19 protein-coding genes and 1 tRNA gene are annotated in these 23,682 nt (G+C 43.0%); 13 read left to right on the top strand and 7 right to left on the bottom strand.

Annotated features, from left to right (window positions below; all coding sequences use genetic code 11):
- Window positions 1-7 precede the first annotated feature (7 nt).
- The 4 genes from F8H35_RS01815 (at window position 8) to F8H35_RS01800 (ending at window position 4,292) form a co-directional block, all read left to right on the top strand.
- Window positions 8-316 (top strand): hypothetical protein, encoded by a 309-nt coding sequence (locus tag F8H35_RS01815; RefSeq protein ID WP_472571863.1) that lies wholly within the window; start codon window positions 8-10, stop codon window positions 314-316.
- On the top strand, window positions 313-1,257 hold the full coding sequence (gene rfaD, locus F8H35_RS01810; RefSeq protein WP_472571862.1) for an ADP-glyceromanno-heptose 6-epimerase: 945 nt from the start codon (window positions 313-315) through the stop codon (window positions 1,255-1,257). Before F8H35_RS01815 ends, rfaD begins: the two co-directional genes overlap by 4 nt.
- A gap of 103 nt (window positions 1,258-1,360) precedes the next feature.
- A complete protein-coding gene (locus F8H35_RS01805) occupies window positions 1,361-1,732 on the top strand; it encodes a MerR family transcriptional regulator (protein ID WP_472571861.1) in 372 nt (123 codons plus the stop codon).
- A gap of 13 nt (window positions 1,733-1,745) precedes the next feature.
- Window positions 1,746-4,292 carry an ATP-dependent Clp protease ATP-binding subunit gene (locus F8H35_RS01800; protein ID WP_472571860.1) on the top strand — a complete coding sequence of 849 codons (2,547 nt, stop codon included), beginning with the start codon at window positions 1,746-1,748 and terminating at the stop codon, window positions 4,290-4,292.
- A gap of 798 nt (window positions 4,293-5,090) precedes the next feature.
- Here the strand turns inward: F8H35_RS01800 and rplT are convergent.
- From rplT to F8H35_RS01770, 6 genes are all read right to left on the bottom strand, one after another.
- Window positions 5,091-5,441, bottom strand: coding sequence for a 50S ribosomal protein L20 (gene rplT / locus F8H35_RS01795; protein WP_464904999.1), 351 nt, complete (start codon window positions 5,439-5,441; stop codon window positions 5,091-5,093).
- A gap of 65 nt (window positions 5,442-5,506) precedes the next feature.
- On the bottom strand, window positions 5,507-5,704 hold the full coding sequence (gene rpmI / locus F8H35_RS01790) for a 50S ribosomal protein L35 (RefSeq protein ID WP_472571859.1): 198 nt from the start codon (window positions 5,702-5,704) through the stop codon (window positions 5,507-5,509).
- 43 nt (window positions 5,705-5,747) lie between these two features.
- On the bottom strand, window positions 5,748-6,287 hold the full coding sequence (infC, locus tag F8H35_RS01785; RefSeq protein WP_472571858.1) for a translation initiation factor IF-3: 540 nt from the start codon (window positions 6,285-6,287) through the stop codon (window positions 5,748-5,750).
- Between the two features lie 5 nt (window positions 6,288-6,292).
- Window positions 6,293-8,269, bottom strand: a complete 1,977-nt coding sequence (thrS, locus tag F8H35_RS01780) for a threonine--tRNA ligase (protein ID WP_472571857.1) — start codon at window positions 8,267-8,269, stop codon at window positions 6,293-6,295.
- A 38-nt stretch (window positions 8,270-8,307) separates the two neighbouring features.
- Window positions 8,308-10,221, bottom strand: a complete 1,914-nt coding sequence (locus F8H35_RS01775; protein ID WP_472571856.1) for a peptidoglycan D,D-transpeptidase FtsI family protein — start codon at window positions 10,219-10,221, stop codon at window positions 8,308-8,310.
- Between the two features lie 89 nt (window positions 10,222-10,310).
- Complete coding sequence (locus F8H35_RS01770; protein WP_472571855.1) at window positions 10,311-10,511, bottom strand: hypothetical protein; 201 nt, start codon at window positions 10,509-10,511, stop codon at window positions 10,311-10,313.
- A 109-nt stretch (window positions 10,512-10,620) separates the two neighbouring features.
- On the opposite strand from F8H35_RS01770, the gene F8H35_RS01765 reads away from it, so the two are divergent.
- Window positions 10,621-10,697, top strand: a tRNA-Arg gene (locus F8H35_RS01765).
- On the opposite strand, the gene purF is transcribed toward F8H35_RS01765, so the two are convergent.
- A complete protein-coding gene (gene purF / locus F8H35_RS01760; RefSeq protein WP_472571854.1) occupies window positions 10,698-12,086 on the bottom strand; it encodes an amidophosphoribosyltransferase in 1,389 nt (462 codons plus the stop codon). It lies immediately after the preceding tRNA gene.
- Window positions 12,087-12,170: 84 nt separating this feature from the next.
- Between purF and purC the strand changes: the two genes are divergently transcribed.
- The 8 genes from purC to F8H35_RS01720 all read left to right on the top strand — a co-directional run.
- Window positions 12,171-12,896 carry a phosphoribosylaminoimidazolesuccinocarboxamide synthase gene (gene purC / locus F8H35_RS01755; protein ID WP_472571853.1) on the top strand — a complete coding sequence of 242 codons (726 nt, stop codon included), beginning with the start codon at window positions 12,171-12,173 and terminating at the stop codon, window positions 12,894-12,896.
- Between the two features lie 80 nt (window positions 12,897-12,976).
- A complete protein-coding gene (gene trpS / locus F8H35_RS01750) occupies window positions 12,977-13,963 on the top strand; it encodes a tryptophan--tRNA ligase (protein ID WP_472571895.1) in 987 nt (328 codons plus the stop codon).
- A 95-nt stretch (window positions 13,964-14,058) separates the two neighbouring features.
- Window positions 14,059-15,186 carry a bifunctional diaminohydroxyphosphoribosylaminopyrimidine deaminase/5-amino-6-(5-phosphoribosylamino)uracil reductase RibD gene (ribD, locus tag F8H35_RS01745; protein ID WP_472571852.1) on the top strand — a complete coding sequence of 376 codons (1,128 nt, stop codon included), beginning with the start codon at window positions 14,059-14,061 and terminating at the stop codon, window positions 15,184-15,186.
- Window positions 15,187-15,200: 14 nt separating this feature from the next.
- A complete protein-coding gene (locus F8H35_RS01740; RefSeq protein ID WP_472571851.1) occupies window positions 15,201-18,344 on the top strand; it encodes a helicase-related protein in 3,144 nt (1,047 codons plus the stop codon).
- Window positions 18,345-18,413: 69 nt separating this feature from the next.
- Window positions 18,414-18,647, top strand: a complete 234-nt coding sequence (locus F8H35_RS01735; protein WP_472571850.1) for a ribbon-helix-helix domain-containing protein — start codon at window positions 18,414-18,416, stop codon at window positions 18,645-18,647.
- Window positions 18,640-18,915, top strand: coding sequence for a type II toxin-antitoxin system RelE family toxin (locus F8H35_RS01730; protein WP_472571849.1), 276 nt, complete (start codon window positions 18,640-18,642; stop codon window positions 18,913-18,915). The genes F8H35_RS01735 and F8H35_RS01730 overlap by 8 nt, the downstream gene beginning before the upstream one ends.
- Window positions 18,896-22,747, top strand: coding sequence for an Eco57I restriction-modification methylase domain-containing protein (locus tag F8H35_RS01725; protein ID WP_472571848.1), 3,852 nt, complete (start codon window positions 18,896-18,898; stop codon window positions 22,745-22,747). Before F8H35_RS01730 ends, F8H35_RS01725 begins: the two co-directional genes overlap by 20 nt.
- A 73-nt stretch (window positions 22,748-22,820) precedes the next feature.
- On the top strand, window positions 22,821-23,682 hold an 862-nt coding region (locus F8H35_RS01720; RefSeq protein ID WP_472571847.1), incomplete at its 3' end, for an AAA family ATPase.

Here is a 23,682-nt window from a genome sequence, read left to right as displayed (position 1 = left end):
GGGAGGTATGGACGAATTTTTCAGAGAACTAATGGCCGATGCATTAGGAAAGTCTCCTGAGGAGCTCTCAGATTACTTAGGAGAAAACCAGAAAATCTGCGACGTGTTCGTTCAAAGAGTTTATTTAGACGATAGCTTAAAGAAGTTTGAGTGGGGAGTTTCCGTAGTCCGTTTCAACGGAGATGAGCTTGAAGAAGCTGCAACTTACGGAGTCTTTCACAGCTGGAACCTTGCAAAAAAGTACGGCAGCGCCCTAAAGGAGTTTTTTAAGAGCAAGGGATACGAAACACACCTTAAAGGGGAGCTTGGAGAATGAGAGTCCTTGTTACTGGAGGAGCAGGATTTATCGGTTCAAACCTAACTTTAGAGCTTCAAAAACGGTATCCAGACTGGGAAATCTTCGTTTTAGACGACTTCTCCAAAGGAACCTTTAAAAACTTAATAGACTTTGAGGGAGAGGTCATAACAGGTTCAATTACCGAACCCGAAACCCTGGAGAACTTGAGAAAGTACAACTTTGATGCAATTCTCCACCAAGCTGCAAACGTTGACACTACAGACATGAATCAGCGCCGTATGATGGAGGTAAACTGCGAGGCCTTTAAAGACCTACTTGAAATTGTGAGAGAGTCAAAGGGAAGGATGGTTTACGCTTCCTCTGCCGCAGTTTACGGGAACACTCCACCACCGATGAAAGTTCACAGCGGTTTAAAGCCTGAGAACGTATACGGCTACTCAAAGCTTGCGATGGACAGGTACGCCTACCGGTTTATGGCAGAAAACCCGAAAATTCCCGTTATCGGCCTCCGTTACTTTAACGTCTACGGCCCAAGGGAGTCACACAAGGGAAAGATGGCAAGCATGGTTCTCCAGCTTACAGTTCAGATTCTAAAGGGCAAAAGGCCAAGGCTCTTTAAGTGGGGAGAGCAGAAGAGAGACTTTGTTTATGTTATGGACTGTGTAGAGGCCAACATAAAAGGGCTTTTTGCTGAAAGAAGCGGTGTTGTAAACGTTGGAACCGGCAGAGCAAGAACATTTAACGAGGTTGTTGAAATAATTAAGAAAACGTTAGGGGTTGACATAGAAACCGAATACTTTGACAACCCTTACGACTTCTACCAGAACTACACGGAGGCAGACCTTGCAGAAACTAGGGAAATTTTAGGCTGGTATCCCCAGGTTCAGATAGAGGAGGGTATTCCTCTCTACGTAAACTGGATAAAAGAGAACGTTGACTGGGAGAAATTACCCTACTGAGGTTTTACTGCCCGTTCCAAACTTAAAATAACTTTTTAAGATAGTTGACATACCGTTTAAAGATTACTAAATTCTTATGATAAGAGAATAGGAGGAACGGGCGGTGATTGACAAAGACACTCCGGTCTATATGATAAGCATCGTAGCAAAAATTGCTGGAGTTCACCCTCAAACCCTTAGATTCTACGAAAGTGAGGGACTAATAAAACCCTCGCGAACGGAGGGAAAAACTCGCCTTTACTCTGAAAGAGACTTAATTAGAATTAAACGGATTGTCTCTCTCACCAGAGAGAGGGGAGTTAACGTAGCTGGAACGAGCATAATCCTGAAGATGGAAGACGACATTGAACGCCTTTTTGAAGCTCTGGCCGAAAAACTTGACCAGGAAGCCAGAGCTGTGCTTGTGGAGCTCCTCTCAGAGCTCCAGTTTGACGAACTTAACCGAGAAAAACTCATACAGATACTAAACAGATAAGAGGAGGAGAGAGATGAACATCTGGGACGTTTTAAGCGGCAGAGCAAAAGATGCAATTCTGCTTTCTCAGGAAATTGCAAGACAGCTTGGTGAAAGGTATGTAGATACAGAACATCTGCTCCTTGCAATGGTGGAACTTCCCGGTTCACCAATTCTTGACATTTTTACACTTGCAGGTTACGACCCTGTTAGAGCCAAGAAGTTCATAAGGGAGCAGGTTGATAGATTAGGACGTTTAGGACTTCCAAGCGGAAGTTACACTGGTTACGAAGAGATATACATCACTCCAACTTTAAAGAAAGTCTTTGACGCTGCCTTAGACATAGCCCGTCAGATGAAAGCCCGCAGCGTAGATCTTGAGCACCTGTTCCTTGCCTTCTACGAAGTTCCTGAAGGAATGGCCTACAGAATACTCCTTAAGCTCGGCCTTGAAAAAGACGAAGCCCTTAAAGCTGTTAAGAAATACAGGGAAGGCAGGACTAAAGTTTCCCGTGAGATTGGTGCTAAAGCTGGAAAAGGTGGCAGGCAACTTCCTGAAGTTCTCAGGAAGTTCGGTATTGACCTTACAGGCCTTGCTGAAGAAGGCAAGCTTGATCCTGTTATTGACCGTGAAACCGAGATTAAGAGGGTTATTCAGATACTCTCCCGTAGAACTAAGAACAACCCCGTTTTGGTTGGACCTGCAGGTGTAGGTAAAACTGCCATCGTTGAAGGTGTTGCTCAGAAGATTGCAAACGGTGAAGTTCCAGACAACCTTAAGGATAAGAGGATTGTTGCCTTAGACATGGCAGCCCTTGTTGCTGGAACTAAATACCGTGGTGAATTTGAGGAGAGGCTCAAACAGGTTCTTGACGCAGTTAAAGAGGAAGGAAACATCATCCTCTTTATTGATGAACTCCACACCGTTGTTGGTGCCGGTGCCGCTGAAGGCTCAATGGACGCTGCAAACATAATGAAGCCTGCCCTTGCCCGTGGAGAGATAAGAGTTATCGGTGCTACAACTGTTGACGAGTTCAGGAAGTACATTGAGAAAGACCCGGCACTTGAAAGGCGTTTCGCTCCCGTATGGGTTGACGAGCCAGACATAGAAACTGCTATTCTCATGCTCAAGGGTTTAAGGCCAAAACTTGAAGAGCACCATGGCGTTAAAATCACAGACGACGCCATTGAAGCTGCCGTTAAGCTCTCCAAGAAGTACATTCAAGGAAGATACCTGCCGGACAAGGCTATTGACGTTCTTGACGAAGCTTGTGCCCGCAAGAAAATAGAGGCTACTTACAGCTCACCAGAACTCTCTGAACTTAAAGAGAAGCTCCACTCCTTAAGGGCAGAACTTGACGAGGCTGTTAAGAACGAAGAGTTTGACAGGGCAGCCAAGCTCAAGAAGGAGATTAAAGAGATTGAGGAGAGGATAAAAGAACTTGAGGAGAAGATGGAGAAGGCCAAAGAGCAGGGCGAGGAGAAACCTGTTGTTACGGCCGAAGACGTTGCAGAGGTTATTTCTGAAATGACAGGTATTCCTGCTTCCAAGCTCCAGGAGGAGGAGATTCAGAAACTCCTCAGGATGGAAGAGGAGCTCCACAAGAGGGTTATCGGTCAGGAGAGAGCCATCAAGGCCATCTCCGAAGCCATCAGACGTGCAAGAGCAGGCCTTCAGCCCCCCAACAGGCCCCTCGGTAGTTTTCTCTTCTTAGGACCTACAGGTGTAGGTAAAACAGAACTCGCTAAGACCCTTGCTGAATACCTGTTCGGTGATGAGAGTGCCATTATCAGACTTGACATGTCTGAGTACATGGAGAAGCATGCCGTTTCCAAGCTTATCGGTGCACCTCCAGGATACGTAGGTTACGAGGAAGGCGGCCAGCTTACAGAAGCTGTTAGAAGGAAGCCTTACAGTGTAATCTTACTGGATGAGATAGAGAAAGCTCACCCAGACGTCTTCAACATCCTGCTTCAAATACTTGATGATGGAAGACTTACAGATGCTAAAGGTAGAACTGTAGACTTCAGTAACACTGTAATAATCATGACCAGCAACGTGGGTTCTGAATACCTGATGCACCTTTCCAAAGAGGAGTTTGAGAAGAACTACGACAAGATTAAAGAGCAAATAATGAACGAGCTTAAAAAACGCTTCAGGCCTGAGTTCCTTAACAGGATAGATGAGATAATCATCTTCCATCCTCTCAGTGAGGAAGAGATTAAGAAGATTGTTGATCTTCTTATCTCCAAGCTCAATAAACGCCTTGAGGAAAGGGGTATTAAAGTTAAGCTTACAGATGCTGCCAAGAGCGAGCTTGCTAAGAGAGGATATGTTCCAGAGTTTGGAGCAAGGCCTCTCAGGAGAACAATTCAGAGGGAGATAGAGACTCCTCTCTCTGTGAAGATACTTGAAGGTTCTGTCAAAGAAGGAGATACAGTAGTTGTTGACTACGACAAAGAGAAGGGAGAGTTTACGTTTAACGTTGAGAAGGAGGAGCTCCCACCCAAACAGGCAGAGATAAAGACTGCTGAGGAGTCTGAAAAGAAGGAAGAGGATAACAAGGAAGACAACAAGTAACCTGCCTTATGAAATAAACCGTTTACCCCCCGCAGAAGCGGGGGTTTTTTATTTCCTCAGTTGTTAGCATAACCTAACTCTGCGGCGAGCTACAAATTTGAAGAAAGTTGCTTAAAACCTTGCAACTCAAATAATTTCTCAAAATTTGTTAGATTTTCATAAAAAACTCATAGACGATTTGCTGCACTTGACCGTCCCTCCACCATTCTATATACTTGGAGTTAGGCACTGTAGCTCTTTGACTATTAGAATAAGCTAAATCGGGCGTTTTATCTGAACTAGTGGGATTTAAACGCTGTTCAAAGCACTCAAGAAACGATGAGCGAACACGGTTTTATCTGAACTAGTGGGATTTAAACGATGAAGTTACTACTTTAGATATGATTTACAACTGGTTTTATCTGAACTAGTGGGATTTAAACTAATGATTATATAATTTTGCATATCTTTGATAATGATGTTTTATCTGAACTAGTGGGATTTAAACATGATTTTCTCAAAAGCTGTGCAGGACTATAAAGTGGTTTTATCTGAACTAGTGGGACTAGTGGGATTTAAACTAGATTTTGAGCAGTTGAGAACTCTGGCTACTTCTGTAGTTTTATCTGAACTAGGCAAAACTTTTTATGTCTTTTCAGAAGCCTTTTATCTGTATTAGTTAATAGAATTTAAATTTTGTTATTGTGCCAATGGAATTTCTTTGACTACGTTTCACCTGAACTGGTAGTATCTAAACGGTTGCGTAGACTAAAAAAGCCCGCAAGATGCGGGCTATCTAAAATATCATTAGTATGAATTTTATTGAAGTGCAGCTTTAGCTTTTTCAACTATTACCTTGAAAGCCTCTGGGTCTCTTACAGCAATGTCTGCGAGAACTTTCCTGTCAAGTTCAATTCCAGCCTTCTTAAGGCCGTTGATAAACCTGCTGTAGTTGATACCAAAAGGCCTAACAGCTGCGTTAATACGGGCAATCCAGAGCCTCCTGAAATCCCTCTTCTTCGTCCTTCTGTGCTGGTAGGCGTAAAAGAGGGACTTCATTACGGCAATTTTCATTGTCCTGTAGAGCCTTGAACGGCCGCCGAAGTAACCTTTTGTCAGTTTCTTCAGCTTCTTCCTTCTTTTTCTCCTCGGGCTGTACTTTACTCTCATTTCACTCCTCCTTTAGTGAGCTGCAGGCGCCCTTTCAGGGTCTTTCTGCCTGCGCAGCATCTGGATTACATGTAGATAATTAGCTGTTTGTAGTTTGCAGCCTGGGCTCCTTCAAGGTATTTAGCCTTCCTGAGCCTTCTCTTCCTCTTACGGCTCTTCTTTGTAAGGATGTGGCTCTTTCCGGGAGACCAGTGCTTGATCTTACCTGTAGCCGTTACTTTCACCCTCTTGGCTGCAGACCTGCGGGTTTTTATCTTTGGCATCCTCAAGCCTCCTAAAGTTTTTAAACAGGCTGGAATTATAGGCCTATTTCTTCTTCGGAGCAAGTATCATTATCATGTCTCTGCCCTCTTTCTTGGGCTTCTTCTCTATTTCTGCAATATCTTTAACAGCCTCGTAAATTTTCATTAGCTGTGCTTCACCTATATCAACGTGTGCCTGTTCCCTTCCTCTAAACATAACAACAGCCTTAACCTTGTTCCCTTTCTCAAGGAACTTTCTGGCCTGCTTAATCCTAACCTGCATGTCGTGTTCATCTGTCCTTGGGCGAACTTTAACAGTTTTAACCTCAACGGTTTTCTGCTTCTTCTTGGCCTCGTGCATCTTCTTCTGCATCTGGTACTTATACTTGCCGTAGTCCATTATCCGGCAGACAGGCGGATTGGCATTAGGAGAAACCTCTACAAGATCCAGGCCTTTCTCTCTTGCAATGTTGAGGGCTTCTCTGGTTGACATTACCCCCAGCTTTGTTCCGTCTTCATCAATTACGAGAACTTCTCTTGCCCTTATTCTCTCGTTTACCCTTGTTTCGTTAAGCTTCTTACTGATGGCTAACCTCCTCCTCAATCGGTTTAAAGTTTTTCTCTAATTTCAGTCAGGATTTTATCTAAAAATTGGGAAACTTCCATAGCTCCAAGGTCTCCTTCCCGCTTAGAGCGAACAGAGACCGTTCCACTCTCCTGCTCTTTCTGACCAACTATGAGCATGTAGGGTATTTTCATCGTTTCAGCCTTACGTATTTTGTAGCCAACTTTAGCGCTTTCATCGTCTAACTTAACCCTTATTCCGGTCTCTTTAAGTTTCCTGTAAACTTCGTCGGCATAGTCTAAGAATTTGTCGCTTACGGGAATTATTACAACCTGCGTTGGAGCAAGCCAGGTTGGAAAGAGGCCTGCGTAGTGCTCTATGAGAAGGCCGATAAACCTCTCTATGCTTCCCATTATGGCCCTGTGAACCATAACAGGGCGCTTTTTCTGGCCGTCTCTGTCTACATAAGTAAGGTCAAACCGCTCTGGAAGGTTGAAGTCAACCTGAATCGTTGGGCCGTCCCACTTACGGCCAATGGCGTCTAAAACGGCTATGTCAATCTTAGGGCCGTAGAAGGCTCCGTCTCCCTCAACTATGTTGTAGTCAAATCCTCTTTCTGTAAGGGCATCTATTAGAGCCTGCGTTGCGTGTTCCCAGGCCTCATCACTTCCGATATATTTTTCCGGTTTCGTTCCAATGTTTATCACGTAGTCAAGTTTGAATGTTGAAAGGAGCTCCATCACGTAGTCAAGAACTCCCTGAATCTCCTCTTTAAGCTGGTCGGGGCGGCAGAAGATGTGGCCGTCGTCTTGAGTGAAACCGCGAACCCTTAAAAGACCGTGTAGGGAACCGCTCTTTTCATACCTGTAAACGGTTCCAAACTCAAAGAACCTTAAGGGTAAATCCCTGTAACTCCTCACCTGAGATTTGTATATGAGTATGTGGCCGGGGCAGTTCATCGGCTTAACGGCATACCAGTGTGCTTCCTCTATCTCTTCACAGGTTAAAGGGACCTCGTCGTTTCCTAACCTCTCTTCTTCGTCGTGTTCAACAACAGGAACGAAGAACATGTTTTCCCTGTAGAAGTTGTAGTGGCCGGAAGTCTTCCAAAGGTCTGCCTTCATTATGTGAGGCGTGTATATCCTCTGGTATCCCCTCTTCCTGTGCTCCTCCTCAGCCCACTTCTCTATCTCCTGCCGGATGATTGCTCCGTTCGGGTGCCAGAAGACAAGGCCGGGACCCGCCTCCTCGTATATGGAGAAGAGGTCAAGCTGTTTCCCGAGAACTCTGTGGTCTCTCTTCTTAGCCTCTTCAAGCCTGTGGAGATACTCGTCAAGGTCTTTCTTCTTCCAGAAGGCGGTTCCGTAAATCCTCTGGAGCATCTTGTTCCTTGAATCTCCTCTCCAGTAGGCACCGGCAACAGATAAGAGCTTAAAGGCCTTAACCATTCCGGAGTGCTCCACGTGGGGCCCCTTACAGAGGTCAAAGAAGTCCTCTCCCAACCAGTAAATTGTTATTTGCTCGTTTTCCGGAATTGACTCAAGGAGCTCTATCTTATACGGGTCATCCTTGAAGAGCTCTCTCGCCTCTTCCCTCGTTACTTCTTGTCTTTTAAATGGCTCTTTGGCTTTAACGATTCTCTCCATCTCCTTCTCAATTTTCGGCAGGTCTTCTTCTGAGATGGAGACTGGGAGATCAAAATCGTAGTAGAAACCTTCTTCTGTTGCAGGTCCTATTCCAAGCTTTACCTTGTCTTTCCCGTAGATGTTCTTAACGGCCTTTGCAAGGATGTGGGCAGCGCTGTGCCTGAGTATTTCAAGGGATTCTGGGTCTTTCGGGGTAACTATCTTTATCCTCCCGCTCTCCCTTATGGGAGTGTGGACGTCTATCAGCTCTCCGTTGAAGAGAGCTCCAACGGCGTTTTTCTCTAAACTCTTTGAAATCCTTGATGCTATCTCCTTTACATTTGTTTCCCTTTCAAACTCTAGCCTGCTTCCGTCGGGAAGTTCTATGACAACCATTTACAACCTCTCCACACCTTAATTTCTGCCGTATTCTACTACTTTTTCTTCTGCTGAAGACCGTTCTTAAACACAAAATTCTGGTTTATATCTTTTGACTCTATGCATCCGCTGTTATCAATGAAATACAACTTTTTATCCGGAGCTACTCTTTCATAAAGAAGAACTCTCTCTGCAATATCCCTGAATATTGGAACGGCAATCTTGCTTGCCCAGAGCATGTTCTTTGGAACTTTCGGCTCAACAACACTAACAACCAGAACGTACTTTGGGTTTGTCATTGGAAAGGCTCCAGCAAAAGTAGCGTTTATCTTCGTTTTATCGTAGCCGTGAATCTTTGGGTTGTACCTGAGAGCTGTTCCCGTCTTTCCACCTACGTAGAAGTTCACAAATTTCGTTGCAGTTCCCGTTCCTCCCTCAACAACCATTGTGAGAACTCTCCTCATCTCTTTGGAAACCTTTTCAGAAAGGACCTTTCTCTCTGCAACGGGCTTAAACTCTTTAATTACTCTTCCTTTATCGTCCAAAACAGCCTTTAAAAAAGTTGGTTTGTAGTAAATTCCACCGTTTACAAGGGCAGAGTAGGCAGCTGCAAGCTGAAGTGTTGTAACCGATATGTTGTGGCCAAAGGCGAGAGTAGCAAAGTCAACATCTCTCCACTTCTTCCAGTTTCTCAGGATTCCAGGGCTCTCTCCGGGGAGCTCCACCCCTGTTTTTTTCCCAAAACCGAAAGCCCTATAATACTTGTAGAGCTTTTCCTTTCCAAGAAGCTGGGCCACCTGGATGATTCCAACGTTGTCCGAATACTGGATAATCTCCCAGGCCCTGAGTTTAACGTTCCTTCCGTGGAACTCATTTTTAAAGACTTTATCCCCCACTTTATAGCGGGCAGGACAGTAGAAAATTGTGTTTGGAGTTATCAGTCCCTCGTTAAGGGCGGCAGCAAGAACCAGAGGCTTCATGACAGAACCGGGCTCGTAGGGTGTAACGGCATAACGAGGAGTTAAAGGACCACCCTTTTTCGGATCCTCATAGTTAAAGAAAGGCCAGGAAGCAGCTGCAAGTATCTCTCCTGTGTTCGGATCCATAAGAACAGCGTTTATAAAGAGAGGATGCCACTTCTCTCCGTACTCAGATATAACCTTCTCAACTATATACTGAAGGTTCCCGTCTATTGTCAGTTCAACGTTATTACCCTTCTCTTTCGTAATGAAAACTGTTGCATCTGTTCCAAGGTAAACCCTCCCTCTGGCGTCTTTGCTACCAGAGAGCTCCAGAATCTTACCGGTTATCAAGTTCCTCTTTTCCAGGAACCTCTCAAGACCGGTAAGCCCTTCTCCAAAGGGACTGGTTATACCGACAACCGTTGAACCTATCTCATAGGGATAAACTCTTTTGTACTCAGTTGTAAAACCTAAAAGATCTGGATACTCTTTACGGAACCTGTTTTCACCAGATAGGGTATAGTAGATCCTCAAAGCTACCCTCACAGCCCGTGCACTCTCTTCTACACTTAAAGGAAGCCTCTTTTTCAACCAAACAAAGGGAATCTTTATCACTCTACCGTTTTTCTTAAGAACTGTAAACTTCTTCTTATAGGCGCTTTCAAGATCTTTTTCGGTAATTTCTGAAAAAGGAGAGAGGAGCTCCCTCAACCTCTCAAAAGGAATCTTCTTCTGAGCCGAATACTGGTTCAGTACAGAGTCTTTCCTGAGAATTATCTCTTTCAAAAGATTCCAATCTTTTACCTCGGAAGGCCTTATGTAAAAAGAGATAACTTTTTCACTAACTGCAAGAACTGTCCCGTTTCTATCCAGAATAGAACCACGGGGCGGGGCGAGTTTTATAACACCATAGAACTGGTTTTTAACTTTCTCTATCCAATAATTTCCTTTAAAGTAGGATAAATCAAGAATTCTGTATCCATAAATAAGAACTAACAAAATAGACATTAAGAAGAAAAGATTTAAGCGCTCGTCTTTAAAGGGTTTTATAAATTTATAAAACTTCTGTATAAAATTTCTAAGAACGAAAAGAGCTCTCATTTAAGGTACTTAACCTCATTCTCGTGGAGGATTTTCAAATCTTTAGTTTTCTTATCCACCAATTTTGGACGAACATCTTTGTAGAATTTCACAAGTAATCTATTATTTTCATCCTTAAAACCCTTTATTTCAGAAATAAGCCTTGAAATAACTGCCTTTTCCTTTGTACATTTTGAACGAACATCAATTATCTTCACGATAAAAACAGTGAAAACCGATATAGATACAACATAAGCCATTAAGCAAAAACCACTAAGAAGACTTCTCATAACTCTCTTACACTACTATATTATTTCTCAACAAAAGGCGCCTGTAGCTCAGCTGGATAGAGCCCAGGACTCCGGATCCTGGTGTCGCGGGTTCGAGTCCCGCCAGGCGCACCACTACTCCTTCTTTGCCTGTTCAACTATTCTCTCTGGAACTTCTATAGGGTAGTCTCCGTTGAAGCAGGCCGTACAGTAGCCCATTCCATCTCCACCGGCCGCGTTTATCATTCCCTCAAGGGAAAGGTATCCCAAAGAGTCGGCCTCAATATATCTGCAAATTTCCTCAACTGAATGGCTTGAGGCTATAAGCTGGTCCCTGGTTGGCGTATCTATTCCGAAGTAGCAAGGCCACCTGGTTGGCGGAGAGCTTATCCTCATGTGAACCTCTTTTGCCCCAGCCTCTCTAAGCATTCTTACTATCTTACGGCTGGTAGTTCCACGAACGATGGAGTCGTCTATAACGACAACCTTTTTTCCTTTAAGGAGCTCCGGCACCGGGTTGAGTTTCACCTTAACTCCAATATCTCTCATTTTCTGCTGGGGTTTTATGAAAGTCCTTCCAACGTAGTGGTTCCTGATAAGTCCCATCTCAAAGGGAATCCCGCTCTCCTGAGAGTACCCCAGAGCCGGAACAACGCCTGAATCTGGAACGGGAATGACTATATCTGCCTCAACGGGGTTTTCCCTTGCAAGGAGCCTTCCAAACTCCTTCCTTACCTCGTAAACGCTCTTTCCGAAAATCTTACTGTCGGGACGGGCAAAGTAGACAAACTCAAAGATGCACTGGGAACGTCTTGCACCTTCGCTTCCTGGTATTCTGTAGCTTTTCATCTGGCCGTTTTCTATAAGAATTACCTCTCCCGGTTCAACATCTCTTATGTAACGGGCTCCTATAAGGTCAAAGGCACAGGTTTCTGAAGCAAAAACAGGGCTTCCGTCAAGCTCCCCCATACATAAAGGTCTGAATCCCCACAGGTCTCTAATGGCAATGAGCTTTTTGTTTGTCATAACTAAAAGAGAGTAGGCGCCTTTCAGCTTTGAAAGGGCGTCCATGAGCCTCTCTAAAAATTTCTTCTTTTTAGACTTAACTATCAGGTGGACGATTACTTCTGAATCTGAAGTCCCTCTGAAGATTGAACCTTCTTCCTCTAACTGTTCGCGGAGCTCTAAGGCGTTAACAAGGTTTCCATTGTGTGCTATTGCCATTTGACCGTGTTTGTAGGAAACAACTATCGGCTGGATGTTATCGGGAGAGTCTGAAGCACCAGAAGTTGAATATCTGTTATGTCCAACTGCAACGTGGCCCGTAAGTTTTTTCAAACTTTCATCTGTAAAAACCGAGGAGACAAGACCAAAGTCTCTGTAGTAGGTTATCCTCTCACCGTTTGTTACGGCAATCCCGGCACTCTCCTGTCCTCTGTGTTGAAGGGCGTAAAGGCCTAAATAGGTGTAGTAAGCAGCGTTGGGGTTGTTGTATATGCCAAAGATTCCGCAGAACTCCTTCATATCTCCTCTCTCTAAAGGTTGTGGAGCAAACTATTATACACCTATCAATAGCTTATAATTAGGGAAACATTACTTGGAGGAAAAATGGAGAAAAGAGAAAAACTCTACGAAGGAAAGGCAAAAATCGTATACGCCACAGATAGCGATAACCTTGTAATAACCTACTTCAAAGACGATACAACCGCCTTTGACGGAACCAAAAAAGAGGTTCTTGAGGATAAGGGAGTCATAAACTGCGCAATAACAACGGCAATCTTTGAATACCTTGAAAAACATGGAATTAAAACTCACTTAGTTGAGAGGCTCTCTCCCAGGGAGCTCCTTGTCAAAAAGTGCGAGATTATCCCCGTTGAGGTTGTCGTAAGGAACATCGCCGCAGGGAGCTTCTCAAAAAGATACGGAGTTCCAGAGGGAACATCTTTAAAAGAGCCTTTAGTTGAGTATTTCTACAAGAGCGACGAGCTCCACGACCCTATGGTCTGCCCCAACCACGTCTACCTCTTCGGCTGGGCAACGAGGGAAGAGCTGGGCTACATGACAAAAACTGCCCTTAAGGTAAACGAGCTTTTAAAGAAGTTCTTTGACGAGATAGATATTGAACTCGTTGACTTTAAATTAGAATTTGGAAGGCACAACGGAGAGATACTCCTTGCAGACGAGATAACTCCAGATTCCTGCAGGCTCTGGGATAAGTCCTCCGGAGAAGTCCTTGATAAGGACAGGTTCAGGAAAGACATGGGTAAAGTTGTTGAGAGCTACAGGGAAGTTTACAGGAGAATCATGGAAAAATACGGGAAAGTGGAGGAGTAGGAGTGGAGAGGGAGCTCCTTATAAGCAACGTTGACAAAGAGATGAAGATTGCCTTTGAGAAGTACGAAGAGCCAAAGGATATAAAGAAAGTTCTCTCCGGAATGAGGCCAACGGGAAAGCTCCACCTTGGAAACTACTTCGGAGCTCTCAAAACCTGGCTGAAACTCCAGGATAAAGCTGAAAGCTTCTTCTTCATAGCCGATTGGCACGCAATAACCACCTCTTACCACGACACGAGCAAACTATCCGAGAACACCGTTGAGATGATGGCCGACTGGCTGGCCTCAGGCCTAAACCCTGAAAAGAGCACCCTCTTCGTTCAGTCGTGGGTGAAGGAACACGCGGAGCTCCACCTCCTCCTCTCAATGGTTACACCCGTTCGGTGGCTTGAGAGGAACCCAACCTACAAAGAGATGATGGAGAACCTTAAAGACAGAGAGCTTGCAACATACGGTTTCTTAGGCTACCCGGTCCTCCAGACTGCAGACATAGTCCTCTACAAGGCAGACACGGTTCCAGTTGGAATAGACCAGCTTCCCCACTTAGAGCTCTCCCGTGAGATAACGAGGCGCTTTAACAGATTCTTCGGCAATATTTTCCCGGAGCCAAGGCCATACCTCTCAGAGGCTCCAAAGCTTCCAGGCTTAGACGGAAGGAAGATGAGCAAATCTTACGGGAACTGCATCTACCTCTCAGACACAGAAGAGGAAGTAAACAAAAAGGTGATGTCTATGGTTACAGACCCGGCAAGGGTAAGGAAAACAGACCCCGGCCACCCTGAAGTCTGCTCGGTCTTCTCATACCACAAAATCTTCACACCGGCAGAGAGGGTTAAAGAGATAGAGGAATCCTGCAGGAAGGGAGAGATTGGCTGCGTTCAGTGTAAGAGGGAGCTCGCAAAGAACCTAAACCAGTTCTTAGAGCCCATAAGGAGTAAAAGGGCGGAGCTCCTCTCAAAGAGAGATGACCTCATAGACATCTTCAGAGAGGGCTCTAAAAGAGCAAAAGAGATAGCCTCTCAAACGATGGAAGAGGTTAGAAAGGCAATGAACTTCCTCACGGAGTAGGAATTGAACTCTAAAAAGAAAATCAGAGCCCAGATAGGGATTCTCATCTTCCTTATCGGGCTCCTCATCTTCTACGTTCTCCACAGGAACGTCTGATGGAAAGGATTACCCTTGAAGACATCCGGTTTATGAACCTTGCAATAAGGGAAGCCTACAAATCAAAGGGAAAAACACTTCCAAACCCTGCAGTTGGAGCAGTAGTAGTAAAAAACGGAAAAGTTATCGCTACAGGCTACCACGAAAGGGCGGGACTTCCCCACGCAGAGGCCGTTGCACTCACAAAGGCAGGAGAAAAGGCAAAGGGAGCAACCCTCTACGTAACCTTAGAGCCCTGCAACCACTACGGGAGAACCCCACCCTGCACAGAGAAAATAATAAAGGCCGGAATAAAAGAGGTCGTAATCGGTGTAAGAGATCCAAACCCAGTTGCAGCCGGAGGAGTTGAGAGGTTAAGGTCTGCCGGAATAAAAGTAAAAACCGGAGTTTTAAAGAAGAGGTGTTTTGAGCTGATAGAGGATTTCGTTGTAAATACGCTGAAAAAGAGAGCTTTTCTGAACTTAAAACTTGCCCTCACTTTAGACGGGAAAATTGCAGACAGGCATGGAAACTCAAAGTGGATAACGGGAGAGGCCTCAAGGAGGTTCGTCCAGAAACTGAGGAGCTGGCACAACGCCGTAATGGTTGGAATAGGAACAGTCTTAAAGGACAACCCTAAGCTAACCGTTAGAGAATTTCCCGTTGAGAAGCAACCCTTTGCAGTGGTTGTTGACAGACAACTGAAAATCCCGACAAACTGCTACCTTGTGAAAGAGCGAGCAAAAGAGCTGATAGTTATCACAGCTCAGGAATCACTCTTTTCCTACAAGGCCGGAATCCTGAAAGACCTTGGGGTGAAGCTCCTACCCGTCTTTGACCTTGGCGGAAAGTTAGATCTGAAAGAGGCTCTAACCGCCTTAAAAGAGGAGTTTGGCATCTACTCCGTTCTCTGCGAAGGGGGAGCTCTCCTCTCCTGGTCTCTTCTTTCTGAGAACCTTGTTGACAAACTGACACTCTTCTACGCTCCAAAAATCCTTGGAGAGGACGGAATTTCTGCTTTCAGAGGTTCTTTCGGTTCAATAGATAAAGCGTTTAAACTTGAAACTCTCAGAGAACTTAAATTTAGAGAAGATACTTACCTATCCCTTCACTCAAGGGAGCTCCTCGAGATAGGAAGAAAGATTTAAAACAGGGAGGCAGTTTGACTGCAGCAGTTAACGACCTGACCTTTTTCACAAACGAGAAAGGCAGAAAGCTGATAGACCGCTTCAAAACCCTCTTCAGGGATACAAAAGAGTTAAACATAATAGTCGGTTACTTCTACCTTTCCGGTATATACCAACTCTACGAAGAGCTTGAAAAGGTAGATAAGATAAGAATTATCGTTGGAATGGAAGTTGAGAGGAGAGTTTACGAGCTCTTAGACAGAGCCAAAAACCTCAAAGAGGCTAAAGAGGAGTATTTAGAGGAAGTAGTAAGGGAGCTCTCCAGCGGAAGCTACGAAGACTCTGAAGAAAGAGAAAGAGCAATCAGGAAGTTTTTAGAGTGGGTTCAGAGCGGCAAAGTTGAGATTAAGTACTACCCCCACTCTCCTCTCCACGCAAAGCTCTACATCTTTAGGAGCAAGAGCGGAATAGACGTTGGAAGGGTGATAACAGGCTCCTCCAACTTTACAATTTCAGGACTTAAGGAAAATTTAGAGTTCAACGTAGAGCTTAAAAACAGAGCCGACGTTGAGTTTGCTATTGAAAGGTTTGAAGCCCTCTGGAATGAGTCTGTAGAGATATCGGAAGACGTTGTTAAAACTGTTAAGGAGAGAACGTGGCTTAACGATACTCTTTCTCCTTACGAGCTCTACTTAAAGTTTCTCTACGAGTTCCTCTCCGACCAGATTGATTACGATAAAGAAGAGGATTTCATCTTTCTGCCTCCAGGATTTAAAAAACTGAAGTATCAGCTTGAAGCCGTTGCAGACGCTGAATCGAAACTGAGAAGACATAACGGCGTTTTCCTTTCAGACGTTGTTGGACTCGGAAAGACCTTTATTGCTGCAATGCTCTGCTCAAAACTCAGGAAAAAGGTTTTAGTCTTTGCTCCTCCCCACCTTACAGACTACTGGGAGGATATCCTGAGAGAGTTCAGAGTTCCTGCAAAAGTCGTCTCATCAGGAATCCTCAGCAGGAAAGAGAAAAGCGAGCTTTCAGAGTTTAAAAACTATCCGGTTGTTGTTGTAGACGAAGCCCACAGGTTCAGGAACGATTGGACAAAAGCTTACATTAATCTCCACTCAATATGTCAGGGTAAGAAAGTAATCCTGATAACGGCCACTCCCTACAACAACAGGCCCTCAGACATAAAGAACCAGCTTCTCCTCTTTCAGAACAGGTACAGATCAACAATACCCGGCGTTACAAACCTTGAGGAATTCTTCAAAAATCTTGAAAACAGGATAAAAAAAGTAGACAGGAGGAAAAATCCACACAAGTACAGGGAAGTTTTAAAGGATTGTGGAAAAGAGATAAGGGACAAAATACTCAAATACGTAATGGTGAGGAGAACAAGAGGAGAGGTTGAGAAGTTCTACGGAGAAGACCTGAAAACCCAAGGAGTCTCTTTTCCCAAAGTAAAGTCTCCTAAAAGGGTATACTATAAGCTAGATAGTAAGTTAGACAATCTCTACGACAGAACAATAAAAGCAATTGGCAACCTTTCTTACGCAAGGTATACACCCTCTTTCTACCTAAAGGAGAAATTAAAGGAGAACGACCCAGAATTTCTATCACAAAAAAACCTTGCCGGCCTTATGAAAACGCTCCTCTTAAAGAGGCTTGAGAGCAGTTTTGAAGCGTTCAGGAAAAGCCTTGAGAGGTTCTTAGACTCCCACGAAAAGTTCTTAAGTATATTTGAGGAGAGGAGAGAGGTTTACGTCAGTAAAGAGGTGGACGTTTACGAGCTCCTTGAGGAGGACTCAATTGATGAACTGATGGAGCTTGTAGAGAGTGGAAAGGTAAAGAGGTATAAACGGGAAGAACTTTCTCCGAACTTCTACAAAAACCTTAAAGAGGATACAGAAACTATAAGAGTCCTTAAAGAGGAGTGGGAAAAGGTTAAAGAAGACCCAAAGCTTAACAGGTTCTTGGAGTTCCTAACGGGAAAAGACCCCGTTCTATCTAAAGCCAAAAAGATTCTGATATTTACTGAATCCTCTGAAACTGCCGAATACCTTGGAAAGGAGCTCCGCAACGTTTTTGGAAACTCTGTTTTGGTTTACTCTTCAAAATCGGGAGCTCCCGTAAGGAAGAAAATCATTGCAAACTTTGACCCCAACGCACCTGTTATGGAAGACGATATAAGAGTATTGATAACAACAGACGTCCTTGCAGAGGGTATAAACCTCCACAGGGCCAACGTTATAGTTAACTACGACATCCCCTGGAATCCAACGAGAGTTCTACAGAGGGTCGGAAGGATTAACAGAGTAGGAACAGAGTTTAAGGAGATACACATCTACAACTTTTTCCCCGTAGGAGTAGCCGAAAGAGAGTTAGGACTTGAGGCAGCTGCAGTTGCAAAGCTCCAGGCCTTTCACCAGGCACTTGGAGAGGACGCAAAATACCTAACTGAAGAAGAAGAGGTTGACGCCCACGGTCTCTTTAACAGGATAAACAACCCTAAAGAGGAGGAAGAGGAGGGCTCAATCCTCAAGTACGTAGAGGAGCTGAGAAGAATAAAGAAAGAGGAACCTGAGCTCTTTGAGAAAATCAAAAAACTTCCAAAAAAAGCCCGCTCAGGAAGGGAGTTTAAAAGAGAATTCCTCATAACTCTCTTTAAAAAAGGCGAACTTAAAAAAATCTTTATTTCCTACGGGGATGAACCTGCTAAAGAAATTGACTTCTTAAGTGCAGTGGAGCTCCTTGAAACCGATAGGAACGAGAAAAGAATAAAAGTTCCGGTCGATAGGTTCTACGAGCTGTACTATAAGAACAGGAGAGCCTTTGAGGGAGCTCTCCAGAGGCAGAAAGCCGAAGAGGCATCACGAAAAACCCTATCAAGGGATGAAAAAGCGCTACTTAAGGAGTTAAAAGCCTTAAAGAACACCATAAAGGACAGAGAGGAAAGGGAAGCGGTTGTAAACCTGATGGAACGGATAAACGAGGGAACTTTCCCCAGGAAAGTCCTCAAGACTTTATCTAAAAATGTTAAAAGTGCGAAAACTATAGAGGCCAAGCTTAAAGCCGTAAAAGAGTTTTTAGGGAATTTTGACTTAGAAAACTCTAAAAGTATGGAAGCGCCTGCTGAGGAAAGTTCTCACATAGAGGTTATCCTATCCCAGTATTTTGGATGAGAAATTACTGTTTAGCCGCAGTAGAGGATATATAATCAGATATATCAAACAGGAATTGACGGAGGACTTATGGCAACAACTAAAAAACTCATAAGCATGGACAGAGAGCTGGCAGAGGAGCTCTCCACACTTTCAAAGCTCCTTGGGATTTCCCAGAGTGAAATTGTAGAGAAAGCACTTGACTTCTACTTTGACTATTTAGACCTGAAAGTTGCAGAAAAGATAAGCCGAGAAGTAGAGGAGGGGAAAATGAAAGTCTATGACGCTGAAGAGGTCTTCAGGGAGCTTGGAATAGATGTATAAACTCCTCTTATCAGAAGTTGCAAGGAAGGATTTAGAAAAATTTGCACCTGATGAGAGGGTTTTCATTGCCGAAAAGTTAAAATATCTTTCAGAAAACTTTGAGCTTTTGAAGAAAACAAAGAAAGTAAGAAAACTTAAAGGAAGCGATAAGTTTTATAGATTTATTATAGCCAGAAAGATAAGAGCCATCTTTGAAATTAATGACAGACAGCTTGTAATTCTAATACTGAGAGTGGGGAAGAGAAAGAATGTCTACAGAGATTTTTAACGAGAGAATTAAAGAGCTAATAGAGAATTCTTTTGACAAAGAAAACTTTGAGTCATTCTTAAAAACTGTTTTTGAATCGGCAGACTTTACAAAAAACTTTGCAATCTCTATAGAAGAATACCCTGAAAGGTTTAGAGAAATAATTGAAAGTGCTGAAGTTCTTGGAATTTACAGAGACAGCGACCAGAACGGAATTCTTTTCATAACAGTTGAGCTCAAAAAAGAGTCAAGCCTTGAAAGGGCGAGGAAAACACAGAGAGATTTTGTAGCAAGAGTTTTAGACGAATACGGCTCAGATGCCGGGCTGGTTGCCTTTTACGTTCCTGAATCTGAAGTCTGGAAACTGTCACTTGTAGCAAAGAGCTACATCTACGATAGCGACGGCCTAAAGGAGCTCCTCTCCTCTCCAAAGCGATTTTCATTTCTGCTCGGAAAAGGAGAAGCCTCTAAAACAGTTCTTAACCAACTTTTCAGGCTCTACAACTCTAAAAATCCAACGTTCAAAGAGCTCCTTGAAATCTTCAGCGTTGAAAAACTTAATGAGGAGTTTTTCTCCCAGTACCTAAAACACTTCAGGAAACTCTGGGCAAAAATATACGAACAGATAAAGGGTAAAACTGAAAAGCCGGAGAGGAAATCAAAAGAGGCTGCCCATCAGCTCCTAAACAGGTTAACTTTTGTATACTTTATCCAGAAGAAAAAAGAGTGGTTCAAACCACTCGGCGATGAAACCTTGATTGACTTCTTAGTAAGGGAGTATAAAGATTTCGTTTCTGAAAACCCAGAAAAAGAGGGAACTTTTTATTCAGAGTGGCTGAAACCTCTCTTTTTCTCTGCATTTAGCGGTAAAAAGGGGGAAATAAACTCAAAGTACAGCTACCTACCACAGAGAGTAAGAGAAGTTTTACTTCAAGCTCCCTACCTCAACGGTGGCCTCTTTGAGGAAAACGAACTTGACGAGCTTGAGTTTGAAGTACCGGATGACTTTTTCCTGAAAGAAGACCCTTTCGGAAGAGAAAATGAGGGAGTTATTCCATTTCTTAACAGCTACAACTTTACAATCGTTGAGGATTTAGAAGACGACAGAGACGTTGCAGTTAACCCTGAATTCATAGGAACAGTTTATGAGAAGCTTGTTCATATAGATTCCTCAAGCGCCCTGAATAACCCTGAAAAGGAGATAGATGCAGAGGGAGTTCTTAAAGGTATCGTTTATACAAAAGAACCTGAAATCAGGTTTATGGTAACCCAATCTCTCCTCTACTATCTGCTTAAAAACACGGAGCTCCCCGAAGAGACCGTTTACAGTTTCATCTTTGACGAGGACTTTACACCTGAGAACAGGGAAACTTTTGAGGTCTTAGAGAGAGCTCTCAACAGTCTAAAAGTCCTTGACCCTGCCTGCGGTAGCGGAGCCTTTTTAGTAGGAATGGTAGACGCCATCTATAAACTCTACGAGAAGCTCTACCGTTTTGACCCGAAAGTCAGGAAGAGCAGCTACGCTCTGAGAAAACAGATAATAGAAAACAACATTTACGGCGTTGACGTAATGGAGTGGGCCGTTAGGATTGCAGAACTCCGCCTCTGGCTCTTCCTCTTGGTTGAAGCAGACCTTAAACCTCAGGAAGTTCTCATAAAACCTCTTTTGCCCAACCTCTCATTCAAAGTAAGGCCGGGAGATAGCCTTGTAGAGGAGTTTGGAGGGATAGATTTCTCAATCTTAAGGAGCAAAAGGAGGGAGCTCCGCTCATCCGTTCCACTATCGCCGGGAATAAAGAGGAAGATAACCCAACTGAAAGAGAAGAAGCTGAAGTATGCAAAGAACGAAAAGGGAGCTCCTAAAAAAGATGAAATTGAAAAAGAGGAGCTCAACCTGTTCAGAGAGATAGTAGAGGAAAAGATAAGAGAGCTTGAGAGGAAAATACTTACTGAAAAAGGAAAGAATTACCACTACGATAAAGACCTGTTTGGAAAAGAATCAAAAAGAGAAAAAGACCTATTTGAGAAAGAGAAGAAGAGGAAAATTAAAGAGTATGAAGAGGAGCTCAAAAGGTGGAAAAAGGTTAAAGAGGCCCTAAACAAAGGAAAAAGGCCTTTTATATACGACATTGACTTTGTTGAGGTCTTTTACGATAAAGACAAAAAGGGGTTTGACATCGTTATAGGAAATCCGCCTTACGTAAGGCAGGAGAAGATAGCCCCGCCGACGGAAAACGAGGAAGACTATAAAGATTCAGAGTGGAAAAAGCTCAAAAAAGAATACAAAGAGAAACTTCAGAAAATGGTTGTAAACCTCTACGGAGAGGAGTTCAAGCCCGACGGCAAGGCAGACCTCTACGTTTACTTCTACTTTAAAGCCCTGAGCCTACTAAACGATAAAGGAACCCTCTCCTTTATAACCTCAAACTCATGGCTTGACGTCGGCTTTGGAAAATCACTGCAGGAGTTCCTCTTAAGGAGAACAAAGATTCACTCAATAAACGACAACCAGAGCAAGAGGAGTTTCAAAGAGGCAGACGTTAACACCGTAATTGTCTTTACATCTGCTCCAACAGACAGGAAAAAAGAGAGAGAAAACCTTGAAAACACCGCAAAGTTCGTAATGTGGAAAATCCCCTTTGAGCAGGTTGTAAACGCCAATGAGTTTAAAAACCTTATCTGGTTTATAGAAAAGGCAGAGGCAAAGGTTGAGGACAAAGACCTTACAGAGCTTGCAGAGAACGTCATAAACACCGAAAACTTTAGAGTCTTCCCTGTGAAACAGAAAGACCTTTTAAGAGACGGAACGAGAGACGGCAAATACGAGGCCAACAAGTGGGGAGGGAAGTTTTTAAGAGCTCCCGACATCTTCTTTACAATCCTCAAAAAGGGAAAAGGGAAACTCGTAAGGCTTGGGGATATTGCTGAAGTTAAAAGAGGTTTTACAACCGGAGCCAACGAGTTCTTCTACGTTGAAGACGTAACCGACAGAATTGACAACACAGAACTTGAGAGAGTAGAAAATCTTAGAGGTTTTAAATCAATTGAAGAGACAAAAAAAGCAGGCCTTAGAGTTATAAAACCCAGCAAATGGGGGAAGAACGCAAGGGACTACAAACTCTTTTTAGTAGAAAAGGAGTTCCTAAAGCCCGTAATAAAAAGCCCCAGAGAACTTAAAACAATAATCGTTCGGGAAGAAGACCTGAAGTATAGAGTTTTCATGTGCAACAAGAACAGAAGTGAACTTTCGGGAACCTTTGCAATTGACTATATAAAATGGGGAGAAAAACAGGGGTTTCATAATAGGCCAACTTGTAAAACCCGAGAATTTTGGTATCAATTAAACGAAAAAAACAACATGAAATTTTTATGGTGGAAGAGTATTGGCGAAAGATACGCTTTCTTTTGGAATATCAACAATTATCCTACAGACCAGAGAAACTATTATATTGAGTTAACTAACACTCAGATTGCAGACCTTGATTTTGTCGTTTCTCTAAACGCTACACTTGATAGAATATTTATAGAAACTATGGCACGAGAAATGACAGGAGCTATAACAATAATTGAATTGCCTGTAGAAGATGTTAGAAACAAATTCACTTTTCTGGTAAAAGGAATTACAAAGAAACTTGATATTTTATATAGACCTATTTACTCCATCTTCACTGAGCTCGGCTTTGACCCGGATAAACCGATAAGAGAACAGGAACCGAATCCTCTCCCAGACAGGAAAGCCCTTGACGACATAGTTTTTGACTCCCTCGGCCTAACCGAAGAAGAAAGGAAAGAAGTTTACTACGCAGTTGCCGAACTCGTCCAAAACCGCCTCAAAAAAGCAAGGAACGTATAGCTCTTGAAAGACAAGATAGATTTGTTAATATTACATCAATTTATCAATCAAATCAGATTAGGATAGTTAAATTATGAAATTTAGGTTCACCAACTTCGGCCCTATTAAGGAAGCTGAGCTTGAGATAAAACCTTTTACGGTTGTTGCAGGAAAGAACGAAACTGGCAAATCCTTTATATTACGGGCTCTTTATGGAATTTTCTCAGCTTATCATAAGGTTGGAGATAAAAATCTTACTTATGGTAAGTTTACAGTTGGAGGCATATCATTAAAAAATGTAGAGCAAAAATTCAGATGGATATTTCAGCAGAATTTAGGAAATTTAGTTAACAAGTGCTCGGAGAAGAAAAGGGCTATTATAGAGGTAATATCTTCAAAAAGGAAGTGCTCAATCACTATTTTACCAACATTTAAAAGAAAAATAACCTACTCGGATGAGGAAATTTTACCAGATATAACCATAAGATTCTCAAATTTTATAGCGACACCAATAATTTTAGATATAGAAAAAGGAATTTCTCTTTACAGATCAATGTATCCTAATAATTATGGAATCCCTGACATTTACTGGGATATACTGCACGATATAAAAAATGTTGGAGTCGCTGATACAATAGAACTTGAAAATATATACGAAATGATAAAGAACCTAATAGGAGGAAGTTTTGAATATGACCAGAAAGAAGGACTTATTTTTCGCAAAGGCAAATACAAGTTTCACATAAATCTTGTTGCTTCAGGAATTAAACTCTTCGGTTTATTTCAGCTTCTAATAGAAAGAAACTTCATCTCACAAAACTCACTTCTTATCATTGAAGAACCTGAAGTTCATCTTCACCCTTCATTGAGATTTAAATTGATAGATATACTTAAAACTTTATCTGAAAATGGGGTTTATGTCATCTTTTCAAGCCATAGTCCAGAAATAATAAGAT

It is taken from the genome of Thermovibrio sp., from assembly GCA_015488335.1.
Classification (GTDB): Bacteria; Aquificota; Aquificia; order Desulfurobacteriales; family Desulfurobacteriaceae; genus Balnearium.
This window is presented reverse-complemented; position numbering and strand designations above follow the sequence as displayed.

Excerpts from the sequence above, each read along its gene's own strand:
- F8H35_RS01815 (WP_472571863.1), top strand. The coding sequence starts at position 8 with ATGGACGAATTTTTCAGAGAACTAATGGCCGATGCATTAGGAAAGTCT.
- rfaD (WP_472571862.1), top strand. The coding sequence starts at position 313 with ATGAGAGTCCTTGTTACTGGAGGAGCAGGATTTATCGGTTCAAACCTA.
- F8H35_RS01800 (WP_472571860.1), top strand. The coding sequence starts at position 1,746 with ATGAACATCTGGGACGTTTTAAGCGGCAGAGCAAAAGATGCAATTCTG.
- rplT (WP_464904999.1), bottom strand. The coding sequence starts at position 5,441 with ATGAGAGTAAAGTACAGCCCGAGGAGAAAAAGAAGGAAGAAGCTGAAG.
- rpmI (WP_472571859.1), bottom strand. The coding sequence starts at position 5,704 with ATGCCAAAGATAAAAACCCGCAGGTCTGCAGCCAAGAGGGTGAAAGTA.
- thrS (WP_472571857.1), bottom strand. The coding sequence starts at position 8,269 with ATGGTTGTCATAGAACTTCCCGACGGAAGCAGGCTAGAGTTTGAAAGG.
- F8H35_RS01775 (WP_472571856.1), bottom strand. The coding sequence starts at position 10,221 with ATGTCTATTTTGTTAGTTCTTATTTATGGATACAGAATTCTTGATTTA.
- purF (WP_472571854.1), bottom strand. The coding sequence starts at position 12,086 with ATGAAGGAGTTCTGCGGAATCTTTGGCATATACAACAACCCCAACGCT.
- purC (WP_472571853.1), top strand. The coding sequence starts at position 12,171 with ATGGAGAAAAGAGAAAAACTCTACGAAGGAAAGGCAAAAATCGTATAC.
- ribD (WP_472571852.1), top strand. The coding sequence starts at position 14,059 with ATGGAAAGGATTACCCTTGAAGACATCCGGTTTATGAACCTTGCAATA.
- F8H35_RS01735 (WP_472571850.1), top strand. The coding sequence starts at position 18,414 with ATGGCAACAACTAAAAAACTCATAAGCATGGACAGAGAGCTGGCAGAG.
- F8H35_RS01730 (WP_472571849.1), top strand. The coding sequence starts at position 18,640 with ATGTATAAACTCCTCTTATCAGAAGTTGCAAGGAAGGATTTAGAAAAA.
- F8H35_RS01725 (WP_472571848.1), top strand. The coding sequence starts at position 18,896 with ATGTCTACAGAGATTTTTAACGAGAGAATTAAAGAGCTAATAGAGAAT.